This is a genomic window from Agromyces sp. NPDC029043 (genome assembly GCF_055564615.1).
Genome location: NZ_JBVHVX010000021.1, coordinates 84,908 through 99,583 on the forward strand (window position 1 = coordinate 84,908; position 14,676 = coordinate 99,583).

At 73.4% G+C, this 14,676-nt stretch carries 14 protein-coding genes; 5 read left to right on the forward strand and 9 right to left on the reverse strand.

Going from position 1 to position 14,676, the window contains the following annotated elements:
- Positions 1–14: 14 nt before the first annotated feature.
- Complete coding sequence (locus ACZ4TW_RS20375) at positions 15–2,603, reverse strand: penicillin acylase family protein (RefSeq protein ID WP_465545787.1); 2,589 nt, start codon at positions 2,601–2,603, stop codon at positions 15–17.
- Between the two features lie 105 nt (positions 2,604–2,708).
- Positions 2,709–3,671 (reverse strand): 2,3,4,5-tetrahydropyridine-2,6-dicarboxylate N-succinyltransferase, encoded by a 963-nt coding sequence (gene dapD, locus ACZ4TW_RS20380; protein ID WP_465545789.1) that lies wholly within the window; start codon positions 3,669–3,671, stop codon positions 2,709–2,711.
- An 89-nt stretch (positions 3,672–3,760) separates the two neighbouring features.
- Here dapD and dapE point away from each other — a divergent pair, with 89 nt between their 5' ends.
- The 3 genes from dapE to ACZ4TW_RS20395 all read left to right on the forward strand — a co-directional run bounded on the left by dapE (position 3,761) and on the right by ACZ4TW_RS20395 (position 6,426).
- Positions 3,761–4,864, forward strand: a complete 1,104-nt coding sequence (gene dapE, locus ACZ4TW_RS20385; protein WP_465545791.1) for a succinyl-diaminopimelate desuccinylase — start codon at positions 3,761–3,763, stop codon at positions 4,862–4,864.
- 10 nt (positions 4,865–4,874) lie between these two features.
- On the forward strand, positions 4,875–6,110 hold the full coding sequence (locus tag ACZ4TW_RS20390; RefSeq protein WP_465545793.1) for a hypothetical protein: 1,236 nt from the start codon (positions 4,875–4,877) through the stop codon (positions 6,108–6,110).
- A 142-nt stretch (positions 6,111–6,252) separates the two neighbouring features.
- Positions 6,253–6,426, forward strand: a complete 174-nt coding sequence (locus tag ACZ4TW_RS20395) for a DUF3117 domain-containing protein (protein WP_019179788.1) — start codon at positions 6,253–6,255, stop codon at positions 6,424–6,426.
- Between the two features lie 25 nt (positions 6,427–6,451).
- On the opposite strand, the gene ACZ4TW_RS20400 is transcribed toward ACZ4TW_RS20395, so the two are convergent.
- A complete protein-coding gene (locus ACZ4TW_RS20400) occupies positions 6,452–7,084 on the reverse strand; it encodes an O-methyltransferase (RefSeq protein ID WP_465545796.1) in 633 nt (210 codons plus the stop codon).
- A gap of 89 nt (positions 7,085–7,173) precedes the next feature.
- On the opposite strand from ACZ4TW_RS20400, the gene ACZ4TW_RS20405 reads away from it, so the two are divergent.
- On the forward strand, positions 7,174–7,563 hold the full coding sequence (locus ACZ4TW_RS20405; RefSeq protein WP_465545798.1) for a twin-arginine translocase TatA/TatE family subunit: 390 nt from the start codon (positions 7,174–7,176) through the stop codon (positions 7,561–7,563).
- A gap of 25 nt (positions 7,564–7,588) precedes the next feature.
- Here ACZ4TW_RS20405 and ACZ4TW_RS20410 read toward each other — a convergent pair whose 3' ends face one another.
- From ACZ4TW_RS20410 to ACZ4TW_RS20430, 5 genes are read right to left on the reverse strand one after another with little or no spacing between them, the layout of a single operon-like run.
- On the reverse strand, positions 7,589–9,148 hold the full coding sequence (locus ACZ4TW_RS20410) for a succinic semialdehyde dehydrogenase (protein WP_465545799.1): 1,560 nt from the start codon (positions 9,146–9,148) through the stop codon (positions 7,589–7,591).
- 9 nt (positions 9,149–9,157) lie between these two features.
- Entirely contained in the window at positions 9,158–10,072 is a 915-nt protein-coding gene (locus tag ACZ4TW_RS20415) for a hypothetical protein (protein ID WP_465545801.1), read from the reverse strand.
- Between the two features lie 5 nt (positions 10,073–10,077).
- Entirely contained in the window at positions 10,078–11,253 is a 1,176-nt protein-coding gene (locus ACZ4TW_RS20420; RefSeq protein WP_465545803.1) for an Mrp/NBP35 family ATP-binding protein, read from the reverse strand.
- The gene (locus ACZ4TW_RS20425; RefSeq protein WP_465545805.1) at positions 11,240–11,764 is read right to left on the reverse strand and encodes a DUF1003 domain-containing protein; all 525 of its coding nucleotides are present in this window, start codon (positions 11,762–11,764) and stop codon (positions 11,240–11,242) included. The genes ACZ4TW_RS20420 and ACZ4TW_RS20425 overlap by 14 nt, the downstream gene beginning before the upstream one ends.
- A complete protein-coding gene (locus ACZ4TW_RS20430) occupies positions 11,751–13,085 on the reverse strand; it encodes a magnesium transporter MgtE N-terminal domain-containing protein (RefSeq protein WP_465545807.1) in 1,335 nt (444 codons plus the stop codon). The genes ACZ4TW_RS20425 and ACZ4TW_RS20430 overlap by 14 nt, the downstream gene beginning before the upstream one ends.
- A 67-nt stretch (positions 13,086–13,152) precedes the next feature.
- On the opposite strand from ACZ4TW_RS20430, the gene ACZ4TW_RS20435 reads away from it, so the two are divergent.
- Positions 13,153–13,872, forward strand: coding sequence for a YflT domain-containing protein (locus ACZ4TW_RS20435; protein ID WP_465545810.1), 720 nt, complete (start codon positions 13,153–13,155; stop codon positions 13,870–13,872).
- A 139-nt stretch (positions 13,873–14,011) separates the two neighbouring features.
- Here ACZ4TW_RS20435 and ACZ4TW_RS20440 read toward each other — a convergent pair.
- Positions 14,012–14,676: M24 family metallopeptidase (locus tag ACZ4TW_RS20440; protein WP_465545812.1), on the reverse strand; the 665-nt coding region annotated here is incomplete at its 5' end.

The following is a 14,676-nucleotide window of genomic DNA, read 5'->3' on the forward strand; positions in this document are numbered from 1 at the left end:
CGACCTGCTGCCGGTCAGCCCGCGGCGGGGCGCAGCACGAGCGTGTCCTCCGCCGCGTCGCGGACGGCCTCGCGCGTGAAGGGCCACGGGCGCGTCTCGCCTTGCTGCCACAGCGGCGCCTGGTCGTCGTAATGCGGATGGAAGGCGTGGCCGGACGCGCCCGTGAGGTTGATCCACGTCGACGCGTCGAGGTCGCCGAGGTCGACCACCATCCGCATCGACGGCACCCAGTCGACCTCGTAGCCGATGCTGGCGTCCCATCCGATCGCGTTCACGACCGCGGAGCCGCCGCCGGTCTCGTACGGCCCGCGGTTGAACAGCCATTCGATGGGGCCGATGCCCGACTGCCCGAAGCTCTGGTTTTCGAGGGTCAACGTGTGCAGGCGCCCCCACCGCCAGTCGGCCGGGTCGTCGCCCATGAGGCCGGATGCCTCGTCCCACGCGGCCGCGAGCGAGGCGGCGATCACGGCGTCGCGTCCGGTCGCGCCCGCGTCGGCGTCGGTCCACCACGCGTCGTCGGGCTGGCCCAGCAGCGAGCCGACGACCGCGAACCAGCGATCGCCGCCCTCGGGGCGCGTGGCCTCGGGGAGGTCGCCGAACATGCGGTCGAGGAGCGTGCGCCAGAACACGGCGTAGTACGCCGCCTGCGCGCTGTCGGCCTCGGTGGAGGCGTCCCAGTCCGCGAGGAGCTCGGCGCCGCGCGCGGCGTCGCCGTCGAGGTCGAGCCCGGCGATGACGGGCAGGAGCGCCTGGGCGTTGGCGTCGCGCGTGTCGAGCTGGATGCCGGTCATGTCGTCGGCCGTGAGCTTGCCGCCGTCGGCCGTGAGCTCGAGGATCCTCCGCTCGATGCTCTCGGCCCGATACCCGAGGTCCCAGTCGCGCGTCAGCGTCGGGCCCTGGTCGTCGACCGCGTTGTTCGCCGTGACGACGTAGCCGCGCGCGGGGTTCAGGACGGCGGGGAGCGCCGCGAAGGGCACCATCCCGGTCCAGCCGTTCTCGCTGGTCCAGCCGGGCAGCGGGAGCGTTCCGTCGCCCGCCTTGCGGATCGGGATGGCGCCCGGAGCCTGGTAGCCGATGTTGCCGTTGACGTCGGCGTAGACGAGGTTCTGCGCCGGCACGTCGAACAGCTCGGCCGCGGACTGGAACCCGGCCCAGTCGGCGGCGCGGTTCATCGCGAAGACGGCGCCCGGGGTGGTGCCGGGCGTGAGCGCGGTCCACTGCAGGGAGACCTCGAGCTCCGCGTCGCCGGAGGCGTCGGCGCCGTCGACGGTGGGCGCGTAGTCCGAGGCGATCCGGCCGTAGTTCGACTGCGGGTCCATGCTCACGATCGGTCCCCGGTCGGTGGAGCGGACGGTGATCGTCACCGGGTCGCCGCCGGCGACCTCGATCACCTCCTCGCGGACCGTCAGCGGCCGAAGCGTGCCGTCGAGCTCGTACGAGTCGCCGACGATGCGCTCGAGGTAGAGGTCGGCGACGTCGGGTCCGAGGTTCGTGAAGCCCCAGGCGATGTTGCGATTGTGGCCGATGATGATGCCGGGCAGGCCGGAGAAGCCGTACCCGGCGACGTCGTACGCGCACTCCTCGGTCGCCTCGGCGCAGTGCAGGCCCATCTGCACCCAGATCGAGGGCAGCGCCGGCCCGAGGTGCGGGTCGTTGGCGAGCAGCGGCTTCCCCGACTCGGTGTGCGCCCCGGAGACGACCCACGAGTTGGAGCCGAGGTCGCCGCCCTCGGGCCCGAGCAGCTCGGGCAGGCCGTCCACGGCTGCGGCGAGCGAGGTGAGCGCCGCGAGGTGGCCCTCCGCGAGGGCGGGCGTGGCGGGCGCGGCGGGTTCGACGGGCAGCGCCGCCGAGCCGGAGGACGCGGGCGCCGCCGCGGCGCTCGCCAGCCCGTCGACGATGGTCGGCTTCGCAGAGAACGGGAAGTCGGGGTGCAGGCGCTGCACCTCCTCGGGCGGCAGCTCGGCGCTCAGCAGTGCACGGTCGATCTCGTCGCCGAGGTTGGAGCGGAGGTCCCAGGCCATCGCCTTGAGCCACGCGATCGAGTCGACCGGGCTCCACGGCTCGGGTTCGTAGCCGGGCTGCTGAAGCGCCAGCACGGCGTACTCGAGCGAGAGGTCGGCGCCGCCGCGCTCGGCGAGGTAGGCGTTGACGCCGTCGGCGTACGCCTCGTAGTGGGCGCGCGAGCGCTCGTCGAGCAGTTCGTACTCGGCCTCGGCGGTCCCGCGCCAGTCGAGCGTCCGTACGAACGCGTCGGTCGCGACCTGCGACTCGCCGAACAACTCGGCGAGCCGCCCCGCCGTGACGTGGCGACGGAAGTCCATCTCCCAGAACCGGTCCTGGGCGTGCACGTAGCCCTGCGCGAAGAAGAGGTCGTGGTCGGTCTCGGCGACCAGCTGCGGGATCCCGGCCTCATCGCGGTAGACCGTCACCGCACCCGAGAGCCCGGGAACCTCGATCCGGCCGGTGGTCGTCGGGAACGAGCGGTGCACCGTCCACCAGCCGAACCCGGCGGCCGCGGCGCCGAGGACGAGCACCGTGACGAGCAGCCCCACGAGGAACTTCCCCCAGCGATGGCGTCGGGTCCTCGGGGCGTCGGTTCCCACGTCACTCCTCCGTGTCGGCGCAGCGGGGCGGCCGTCGTCGGCCGCCTCGGGTGATCACTGTACCTCCACCGAGGGGCGACGACGGATGCCGCCGCGGGGCGCCGCTCAGGCGTGCAGCGCGGTGTTCAGCACGACGCCCTCGCCCGACCGCGAGAGCACCTCGACGCGGCCGTCGAGGGAGTTGCGCCGGAACAGCAGGTTGGGCTGCCCCGACAGCTCGACCGCCTTGACGACGCGGTCGCGCTCGCCGGCGACGCCGAGCACGGCGACCTTGGTGCCGGCCGTGACGTAGAGGCCCGCCTCGACGACCGAGTCGTCGCCGATCGAGATGCCGATGCCCGAGTTCGCGCCGAGCAGCGCCCGCTCGCCGATCGCGACGCGCTGCGTGCCGCCGCCCGAGAGCGTGCCCATGATGGAGGCGCCGCCGCCGATGTCGCTGCCGTCGCCCACGACGACGCCCTGCGAGATGCGGCCCTCGACCATGGAGGTGCCGAGCGTGCCGGCGTTGAAGTTCACGAAGCCCTCGTGCATGACCGTCGTGCCCGGCGCGAGGTGGGCGCCGAGGCGCACGCGCGAAGCATCGGCGATGCGCACGCGCTCGGGGATCACGTAGTCGAGCAGGCGCGGGAACTTGTCGAGCCCGGTCACGTGGATGCCTGCGCGCTGCAGCACCGGCCGCAGCCGGTCGAGGTCGTCGGGGTGCACCGGACCGGCGTTGGTCCACGCGACGTTCGGCAAGTGGCCGAAGATGCCATCGAGGTTGATCGTGTTGGGCCGCGCGAGCAGGTGTGAGAGCAGGTGCAGGCGGAGGTACGCGTCGGACGTGCCGGCGGGGGCCTCGTCGAGGCGGATGGCGACGCGCACCGCCTCGACGCGGACGGCGCGCCGTTCGTCGGGGCCGAGGGTTCCCGCGGGCGGCTCCCACGCGGCGGGCGCGGGGTCGGGCAGCTCGCCGAGCTGCGGCGCCGGGTACCACGTGTCGAGCACCGTGCCGTCGGCGGAGATCGTGGCGAGTCCGTCGCCCCAGGCGGCGGTGGGCGCGGTCGGGTTCGGCGAGTCTGCGGGCATGTCTCAAGGGTACCGAGCCGGATGGTGCGGGGTCGGCGCGTGACGTGCGACGCCCGGCCGCGCCATCCGCCCGCCCCTAGACTCGGGGTATGGCTGAACCCGCCGCGCCGAGGGCCTCGCTCGACCTGTCCGCCGACGTCGTCGCCATCACGCAGGCGATCTGCGACGTCCCGAGCGTCTCGGGCGACGAGGGCGTGCTCGCCGACCTGATCGTCGCGGCGCTCGCCGACGCTGCGCACCTCGAGGTGATCCGCGACGGCGACACGATCATCGCGCGCACGAACCTCGGGCGCGAGCGGCGCGTGGTCATCGCCGGGCACCTCGACACCGTCCCCATCAACGACAACCTGCCCACGCAGTTCGAGGAGGTCGACGGCCGGCGCATCCTCTGGGGGCGGGGCACGGTCGACATGAAGGCGGGCGTCGCGGTGCAGCTGAAGCTCGCCCGCGACCTCGTCGACCCCGCGGTCGACGTGACGTGGATGTGGTACGACCACGAGGAGGTCGCGGCCGGCCTGAACGGACTCGGTCGCGTCGTGCGCGTGCACCCCGAGCTGTTCGAGGCCGACTTCGCGATCCTCGGCGAGCCGACCCGCGCCGAGGTCGAAGGCGGCTGCAACGGCACGCTCCGGGCCGAGCTGCGCACGCGCGGGCGCCGCGCGCACTCCGCCCGCAGCTGGGTCGGCGACAACGCGATCCACAAGCTCGCGCCCGCGCTCGAGCGGCTCGCCGCGTACGAGGCCGAGACCGTCACGGTCGACGGGCTCGACTACCGCGAGGGCCTCAGCGCGGTGCTCGTGCGCGGCGGCGTCGCGGGCAACGTGATCCCCGACGAGGCCGTGGTGACGCTGAACTACCGGTTCGCGCCGAGCCGGTCGGTCGAGCAGGCCGCCGCGCACGTCCGCGAGCTCTTCCCCGAGTTCGAGGTCGAGATCACCGACTCCGCCGAGGGGGCCCGTCCGGGCCTCGACGACCCGCTCGCCCAGGAGTTCGTGCGCGCGGTCGGCGCCGACGCGCAGCCCAAGTACGGGTGGACCGATGTCGCGCGCTTCAGCGCGCTCGGCATCCCCGCCGTCAACTTCGGACCGGGCGATCCGCTGCTGGCGCACGCCGACGACGAACGGGTCGACTGCGACGAGATCGTCCGGTGCGAGCGGGCCCTGCGGAGCTGGCTGACCGGCGCCTCGAACTGAGCGCACCGGCGTGAGCGTGCACGAGGCCGCCGAGCTGCGAGAGCCCGATCCGTTCCGCCGCAGCCGCCGCTCGCCCCGCGTGCTGTGGCGGGTGCTGCCGCGGTGGGCGCGGGTCACGCTGATCTACGCGGCGGCCCGGCTCGTGACGACCGTGTTCGTGCTGCTGCTGGCGCGAGAGCAGGGGCCGAACGGGTGGACCGGCGCGCAGCCCGGCTACCTCGAGTACGCCGGCATCTGGGACGCCCGCTGGTACGGCTTCATCGCCGCCGCCGGGTACCCCACCGAGCTCCCGCTGACGGAGGACGGGCACGTCGCCGAGAACGCCTGGGCGTTCCTGCCGGTCTACCCCGGGATCGCCCGGGTGCTGACCGTCGTCGGGGTGTCGTGGGAGCTCGCGTCGGTGCTCGTCGCGCTCGTGGCCGGGCTCGGGGCGGCCCTCGTGTTCCACCGCCTGATGTCGCGGTTCCTCGAGCCCGACCAGGCCATGTTCGCGGTCGTGCTCTTCTGCGTCGCCCCGGTCGCGCCCATCATGCAGTTCGGTTACGCGGAGTCGCTCGGATTCCTGTGGCTCGCCGTGGCCCTGCTCCTGCTCGTCGATCGACGGTACGGATGGCTCGTGCCGGTCGTCGTCATCTGGGCGTTCACGCGTCCCGGTGCGCTCGCCTTCGCGCTCACCCTCGGACTGCACTGGGTCGTGCGCTGGGTCACGAGGGCGCGCTACCCGTTCCCCGTCCGGGAGCGAGTGGCTGCGGCATCCGTGGCCGTGGTCGCAGGGGTGGCCGGACTCGCCTGGCCGACCATCGCCTGGGCCGCCACGGGCGTGCCCACGGCCTACACCGACACCGAACTCGCCTGGCGCTCGGCCTACATCGGCTACGTCGAGCTCGTGCCGTTCACCCCGTGGTTCCAGGCGGGCGACTGGTGGCTGGGCCAGCCGATGGGCACGATCGCTCCCATCGCGCTCGTCGCGGCGTTCGCCCTCGCGCTGTTCTCGCCGTGGGTGAAGCGCCTGGGCGTCGACATCCGGCTCTGGCTGGGCAGCTACGCGCTCTACCTGCTCGCCGTGTTCTTCCCGCAGTCGAGCACCTTCCGGATCCTCGCGCCGATGTTCCCGCTCGCGGGTGCGCTCGCGGTGCCGCGCTCGCCGTGGTGGCGGGGCGGCCTCGTGGCTGCCTCGCTGGCGCTGCAGCTCGGCTGGCTGCTGATCGCCTGGCGCATCGACGGGTACGACTGGACCCCACCGTGACGCGGGGGCGCCGTCGGGGGCGCGAACGTGCGGTGACCGGCGGCTGAACGCGGGTGCGAGCCGTCCACAGGGCGGCCGCGTCGCAGCGGTGTGCGGCCCCGATACGGGATAATGGAGATTCAGCCACGAAAGGGGTAGCTCAATGGCGGCCATGAAGCCACGCACTGGAGACGGTCCTATGGAGGCGGTGAAGGAGGGGCGGCTCATCATCGTGCGCGTTCCCCTCGAGGGTGGCGGCCGCCTCGTCGTCTCGGTGAACGACGCTGAGGCCAAGGAGCTCTACGACGTCCTGGGCGGCGTCGTGAACGCGGCCTGAGGCAGGGGTCGCGCCCGGCGCGACCTCAGGCGCCCAGCTTCACGATCTGAAGCAGGCCGTCCCCGGCCGGCGAGATGGCGGCGACGACGGCGGTGGATGCCGCGAGCTCCGAGATGAGCCCGCGGAACGCCGTCGCCGCCTCGTCACGTCGTGCCGGGTCGGCCACCCTCCCCTTCCAGAGCGCGCGCGCCACGAGCACGCTGCCGCCGGGCTTGGCCAGCCGCAGCCCATGCTCCACGTACTCGATCACCGACGGGGCGTCGGCGTCGACGAAGACGACGTCGTAGGAGCGCTCGTTCATCCGGGGCAGCACCTCGCTCGCGCGCCCCGCGATCAGTCGCACGCGCGCGGGAGCGATGCCCGCCTCGGCGAAGTGCTCGCGCGCGTGCTGCTGGTACTCGGTCTCGGTGTCGATCGAGGTCAGGTGCGCCGACCGCGCCGACTGCAGCATCCACAGCCCGGACACCCCCACGCCGGTGCCCACCTCGATGATCGCGCGGGCGTCGCTCGCGGCGGCGATGACGCCCAGCTGCGCGCCCACAGCCGGCGAGACGGGATCCACGCCGAGCTCGAGGGACTGCTGGCGGGCCTTCGCGATCGATTCCGACTCGACGACGCACTCGTCGACGTACTTCCAGTTCAGGTCGTGTTCCGACACGTGGCGGCTCCCGGGGATTCTGTCGACCCCCAAGCCTAGGGGTCCGTCCGCAGGCGCTCGACACGCCTCGCCGCCGCTATCCTTGACGCATGGGCGGCCTCACCTTCGACAAACTCCTCATCATCGGGGTGATCGCCGTGTTCCTGCTCGGGCCCGAGCGGCTCCCGCACTACGCGGCGCAGCTGGGTCGGCTCGTGCGCTCGGTGCGCGACATGGCCAACGGCGCGAAGTCGCGCGTGCGGGAAGAGATGGGGCCCGACTTCGAAGAGGTCGACTGGCGCAAGCTCGATCCACGGCAGTACGACCCCCGGCGCATCATCCGCGAGGCGCTGACCGAGGTCGACCCGTTCGCCGAGCCGGCCAAGCCCGTCGTCGCGCGCGCCGCCGTGAACGAGAACTCGGCGTACCTGCAGCGCAAGCGCAAGCGCGACGCGCTCGCGGCCGGCGAGGTCGCGCCCTTCGACTCCGAGGCGACCTAGCTCCTCGGTCCCCACGGCCCGGCGGTCAGGCGCGCCTGATCGCCCGCAGCGAACGCGCGACGAGCAGCAGCAGCGGCACGAGCCGCGCCCACTCGCGCCCGGTGTGGGGGAGCGGGATCAGCCGCCGGTTGACCGACACCGTCACCGGGTCGACGAAGCGCATGAGCCCCTCGCGTCCGTTGCGGCGGCCGATGCCCGACTGCTTCAGGCCGCCCTGCGGCGCGTCGACCGAGCTGAAGCTGCCGCGGTAGCCCTCGTTGACGTTCACGCTCCCGGCGTCGATGAGCTCGGCGACGCGCACGCCCCGCCGCGTGGAACCGGCCAGCACCGACGCGTTCAGCCCGTACTCGGACTCGTTGGCCACGAGCACCGCCTCGGTCTCGCCGTCGACGACCGTGAGGCTCGCGATGGCGCCGAACGTCTCCTCGGTGGCGACGTGCATGTCGGGTGTGACCCCACTGAGAACGGTGGGCTCGAACGCCCACGGACCGAGGTCGGGCCGGTGGCGGCCGCCGACGAGCACCCTCGCGCCCTTGGCGAGCGCGTCGTCGAGGTGCGCCCGGACGCGCTCGAGCTGCGACGCCGTGGCGAGGCTGCCGAAGTCGGCCTCGTAGTCGAGCCCCGACCCGATCGCCGGTTCGGACAGGCGGTTCACGAGCTCCTCGGTGAACGCGGGCGCGATCCGCCGGTCGACGTAGATGCGCTCCACAGAGACGCAGAGCTGCCCCATCGCCGAGAAGCACGCGTTCGCGGCATCCTTCGCCGCCGCCACGGGATCGACGTCGTCGAGCACGATCAGCGCGTTCTTGCCGCCGAGCTCGAGAGACGCGCCCACCAGGCGGCGCGCCGCCTTCTCGGCGACGCGGCGGCCGGTCGCCGTCGACCCGGTGAAGCAGATGTAGTCGACCTCGTCGGTGAGCGCCTCGCCGACCTCGTCGGGCTCGCCGGCCACGACCGACCACACGGCCTCGGGCAGGCCCGCGTCGACGAAGGCGCGCCGTACCGCGAGGATCGACAGGGCGGTCTGGTCGTCGGCCTTCTGCACGACCGCGCAGCCGGCGGCGAGCGCCGGGACCACGTCCATCGCGGTGAGGCTGACGGCGTAGTTCCACGGCGTGATGACGCCGACGACGCCCTTCGGCCGGTACCGGACGCGCGTCGAGAACACGAGCGGGATGCCCGGCCTGCGCCGCCCCCCGCGCAGCACGCGCTGCGCCGAGAACGCATGCCACCGCGTCACGCCCGCGGCCTGGTACACCTCCTCGAAGGCCTGCCCGCGCATCTTGCCGCTCTCGAGCTGCGTGAGGTCCTGCAGGTGCTCGCGCCGGTCGAGCAGGAGGTCGTGTGCGCGGAGCAGGATGCGCCGACGCGCCGCGAACCCGGCGCGGGCCCACGCGAGCTGGGCGAGGCGGGCTCGAGACACCGCCCCGCGGACGTCGTCGGCGCTCGAGCGCGGCAGGTCGACGAGCGTGGCGCCGGTCGACGGCGTCGGCACGGGGATGGTGCGCCCGCTCGAGGCGACGAGGTCGTCGAGCAGCGTGTCGTACGAGGAGGGGACCGACGTTCGGGTGGCGGCGTTGGACACGCGGCCAGTCTAGGCGGCGGGCGTCGCGAGACCGCAGCGCTCGGCGTAGTAGGCGTACAGGTCGGCCTTCAGCGCGTCGCCCGCGGGCAGCTCGAAGCGGCCCTCGCGGCCGTCGCCCGTCGCGACGTCGAACGGCAGGATGGTGCCCCGCTTGTCGTCGGCGAGCGCGTGGGCGTCGCATCGGGCGGGACGCACGGGCAGTTCGATCGTGAACGGGTCATCGCCGACGGCCACGTCGAGGTCGAGCGGCCAGTCGAGTCCGTCCTCGGCGCCGAGCAGCGTGGTCGCCGAGACGCCGCCGATCCGCAGCGTGCCGGTGTCGGCATCCCCGTCGGATCCGACCGTCGCGGGCTCCACGCGCACGTCGATCCACGCGCGGCGGTCGGGCCCGGCGCCCTCGCTGCGCAACCGCTCCGGCATCGTGATCGCCGCCACCGCGGCGACCGAGTCGGCGAGGCAGTCGGCGTCCGCGATGCGGGCCATCGTGCCGAAGGGATCGTCGGGCGCGAGCTCGCCGGAACGCTCGGCGCCGTCGGCGGTGCGGACGGTGAGGGCGATCTCGATCGCGCCGGGGTCGCCGTCGCAGACGCTGGGCGTGAGGCCGAGCCGGACGTCGATCGCGTCGTCGGAGTCGAGCTCGAACGGATCGTCGCGCCGCATCCCCGGCTCCAGCGCGGGGGAGCGGACCTCGAGCGCCGTGACCGTCACGGGCTCGCCGCGGTTCTCGAGGTGCACGACGAGGCGGCCCTGCGGCACGTCGAGGCGGCCCTGCTGGACCGAGACGGCGAGGTCGGAGGGCAACCCGGGCTTCGCGTCCGGGGCGGTCTCGGCGGCCCGTGGGACGCACGCGACGAGCCCCACCGCAACGGCGACGGCGACGGTCGCGGCCGCGACCGGGCGACGTGACCGGTCGACTCGTGCCATCCGGATCATCGCACTGACACGTCGAGCCGGCGACCCGACAGCGAGCGCGGCCGGGCGGCCAGCGCCGCGGCCGCCTGCTCGATGGCGCGCGCTGCGGGATCGTCGGGTTCGGCGAGCACGACGGGCAGGCCGTCGTCGCCGCCGCGGCGGAGCGCGACGCTGAGCGGCACGCTCGCGAGGAGGGCCACCGGCTCGTCGGCGCCCTCCGACAGCCGACGGGCGACCTCGTCGCCGCCGCCCGAACCGAACAGGTCGACGAGCGACCCGTCGGGCTGGACGAACGCCGCCATGTTCTCGATCACGCCGACCACGCGCTGGCCGGTCTGGCGCGCGACGAGGCCCGAGCGCTCGGCGACGTCGGCGGCTGCCGGCTGCGGAGTGGTGACCACGACGACCTCGGCGTTGGGCAGCAACTGGCCGAGCGAGATGGCGACGTCGCCGGTGCCCGGTGGCAGGTCGACGAGCAGCACGTCGAGATCGCCGAAGTACACGTCGGTGAGGAACTGCTGCAGCGTGCGGTGCAGCATCGGGCCCCGCCACGCGACCGCGACCGACGAGCCGCGACCGCCGGGCTCGCTCGGCTCGACGAACATGCCGATCGAGATCACCTTCACGCCGTGCGAGACGGGCGGGAGGATCATCTCGTCGACCCGGGTCGGCCGCACCGCCGTTCCCCGCTCGTCGACGAGGCCCAGCAGGCCGGGGATGGAGAAGCCGTGCACGTCGGCGTCGACCAGCCCGACCGAGAGGCCCCGCGCGGCGAGCGCCACCGCGAGATTCGCCGTGAGCGTCGACTTGCCGACGCCGCCCTTGCCGCTCGTGACCGCGATCACGCGCGTGAGCGTGCCGGGGCCGAACGGGTTGCCGCGCGCGGCACGACCGCCGCGCAGTCGCTCGGTGAGCGCGGCACGCTGCTCGGGCGTCATCACGCCGAGCTCGACGACCGCGTTGCCGGTGCCGACGACCTGCTCGGCCGCCTGGCGCACGTCGCGCTCGATGCGGTCGGATGCGGGGCAGCCGACGATCGTGAGGCGGATGCCGACCTCGACGCCGGACTCGGTCGCGATGACACGCTCCACCATGTCGAGCTCGGTGATGGGCTTGCGGATCTCGGGGTCGATCACGCCCTCGAGCGAGGCGCGGACGGCGCGCTCGACGTCGGCCGCGTCAGGGCGCGGCATGCGTCGTCTCCTCCTCGTCGCGCCGGTCGAGCTCGTCGAGCACCTGCCGCAGCTCCTGGCGGATGAACTCCTTCGACGCGAGCTCGCGCACCGCGAGACGCAGGGCGACGACCTCGCGCGCGAGGTACTCGGTGTCGGCGAGGTTGCGCTCGGCCCGCTGGCGGTCCTGCTCGATCTGCACGCGGTCGCGGTCGTCCTGCCGGTTCTGCGCGAGCAGGATCAGCGGTGCGGCGTACGAGGCCTGGAGCGAGAGCACCAGCGTCAGCGCGATGAAGCCGTAGTCGGCACGGTCGAACTGCCACTGCTGGGGCGCGAAGGTGTTCCAGACGATCCACGCGGCGACGAACAGCGAGAGGCCGAGCAGGAACCACGGCGTTCCCATTGCACGCGCGACCCACTCGGTGAACCGGCCGAACCGGTCTCGGTCGCGGGAGAGGCGCAATGGCGGCGCAGATCGCCGGATGCCCTTCGGGGTGTCGAACCGACGGTCGTCGGCGTCAGCGCGTGCCATCTCCTGCCCTCCTTCCGGGTGCGATCGGGATGCTGCCGGTGGCGAGCTGGGCGCGGGCGGTCGCGCGTCTGGTCACCTCCGACTCGGCGTCGGGATGACTTCGCCAGTCATCGGGCAGCAGGTAGTCGAGCACGTCGTCGATCGTGACGACGCCCACGAGCCGGTGCTTCTCGTCGATGACGGGCACCGACACGAGGTCGTAGCTGGCCAGGATGCGGCTCACCTCGGCGGCCGACGTGTCGGCGGTGACCGGTTCGAGCCCCTGGTCGATGAGCGAGCCGAGGCGCTCGTGCGGGGGATAGCGCAGCATCCGCTGGAAGTGCACGATGCCGAGGAACCGCCCGGTCGGCGGCTCGTACGGCGGGAGGGTCACGCACACCGCCGCGCCGAGCGCGGGCGGCAGGTCGTGCCGGCGGATGAGGGCGAGCCCCTCGGCCACCGTGGCATCGGCCGACACGATGATCGGCTCGGTCGTCATGAGCCCGCCGGCGGTGTCGGGCCCGTAGGACAGCAGGAACCGGACATCCTCGGCCTCCTCGGGCTCCATGAGCTCGAGGAGGTGCTCGCCGCGATCTTCGGGCAGCTGCGCGATGAGGTCGGCCGCGTCGTCGGGCTGCATGTGGTCGAGCACGTCGGCCGCGCGATCGTCGCCGAGCTTGGCGAGGATCTCGACCTGGTCGGCCTCGGGCATCTCTTCCAGCACGTCGGCGAGCCGGTCGTCGGGCAGCTCCTCGGCGACCTCCTGGCGTCGCTGCGGGGGCAGGTCGAGCAGCGTGCTGGCGAGGTCGGCGGGCTTGAGCTCGGAGTACGTGGCGATGAGCTGCTCGGCCGACTGCGCCTCGCCGGCGGCCGTGGTCTCGCGCACCTCGCGCCACGTGACGTACGCCGACGGCCCCTTCGCGAACGGCGATGCGCTCGTCTTGGGCCGGCGCACGAACAGCTGGTCGACCTCCCACTCGCCGGGATCGCGCTCCTCGATCGCGACATCCTCGATCGTGGCCGTGCCCGAGCCGTCGTTGAACGAGACCTTGCGCCCGAGCATCTCGGCGATCACGCGCACCTCGCCGCCGCGCTGCTCGAACCTGCGCAGGTTGATCAGGCCGGTCGTGATGATCTGGCCGCCGCCGATCGAGGTGACGCGACCGATCGAGACGAACACCCGGCGCTTGCCGGGGATCTCGACGATCAACCCCACCACGCGCGGCGGATCGGACTTGCGGTACACCACGAGCACGTCGCGGACCCGGCCCACGCGGTCGCCCGCGGGGTCGAAGACGGGGCACCCGGCGAGTCGGGCGACGAAGACTCTCGTGGCGCTCACGCCTCCAACTTACCCCCGAGGTCGGCGCTTCCGGCGGGAGCGACGGCCACCATGGGAGAATGGCCCGGTGAGCACGCAGAGCCCGTTCGGCGGTCGCATCGGCCGCGCCTTCCCGACGCTGCCCAGGGGCGAGACGGTCGCGAGCTACGAGACGTACCAGGAGGCGCAGGCGGCCGTCGACCGGCTCGCCAAGGCCGAGTTCCCCGTGAAGGAGCTCTCGATCGTCGGCCACGACCTCACGAGCGTCGAGCGCATCACGGGCACCCTCAGTTGGGGTCGCGCCGCGGGCGCCGGCGCACTGGCGGGCGCCTGGTTCGGCACCTTCCTCGGTCTGCTGCTCTTCATCTTCTCGCCGTCGGGCACGTCGCTCGGCATCCTCGGCGCCGCGATCCTGATCGGCGCCGGCTTCGGCATGATCTTCAGCGTCGTGTCGTACTCGGTCAACCGCCGCCGCCGCGACTTCACCTCCGTCATGCAGGTGCTCGCCACGCGGTACGCCGTGATCGCCGAGCCGGCCCACGTCGCGCGGGCCCGCGAGGTGCTGGGCGTGACGGATGCCGCGGCGCCGCCGTCGCCCGCGGCCGCGCCCGTCGTCGCGCCGCCGGCCCCGCCCGCGCCGCCCGCCCAGCGCCCGGCCGAGCCGACGGCCCCGGTCCCGCCGTCGAGCGACGCCGGCCCGACCGAGCCGCCGCGGCCCGTCGACGAGTCCCGTCCGCTCACCTACGGCGAGGCTCAGGACGCCGCGCGCCGGGCCGCCCGCGAGCGCCGCGAGGCCGACGGCGCCTGACGCCGGCGCGTCGCCCGCGGTCGCCGCGACATCCGGTCACGCTCGCACGCCACACCGGCACCTGCGCCACATGCGCGCCCGCGCGCCGGTCCGACCGGCGAACAGGGGACGGGAGTGGCGCAAGCACGCCCGTCGGCCGTCAGCGGGCGGCGCCCTGCACCCACGCCTCGACCTCGTCGGCCGTGCGAGGGATGCCGGCCGAGAGGTTCTCGGCGCCGTCGGCCGTGACGAGGATGTCGTCCTCGATGCGCACGCCGATGCCGCGGAACTCCTCGGGCACGGTGAGGTCGTCGGGCTGGAAGTAGAGGCCCGGCTCGATCGTGAACACCATGCCCGGCTCGAGCACGCCGTCCATGTACATCGAGCGGCGCGCCTGCGCGCAGTCGTGCACGTCGAGGCCGAGGTGGTGGCTCGTGCCGTGGACCATGTAGCGGCGGTGGAACTGGTTCTCGGGCCGGAGCGACTCCTCGGCCGAGACCGGCAGGAAGCCCCACTCCGCGGTCTTCGCGGCGATGACCGCCATCGCGGCGGCGTGCACCTCGCGGAAGATCGCCCCCGGCTTCACGACGCGGAACGCCGCATCCGCCGCCTCGAGCACGGCCTCGTACACCTGCCGCTGCACAGGCGAGAACGAGCCGTTCACCGGGAACGTGCGCGTGATGTCGGCGGTGTAGTAGGTGTCGCGGGGGGGGGGGGGGGGGGGGGGGGAGGGGGGGGGGGGGGGGAGGGGGGGGGGGGTGGGGGGGTGGGGGGGGGGGGTGGGGTGGGGGGAGGATGTCGCGACCGAGCCATACCCACAACTAT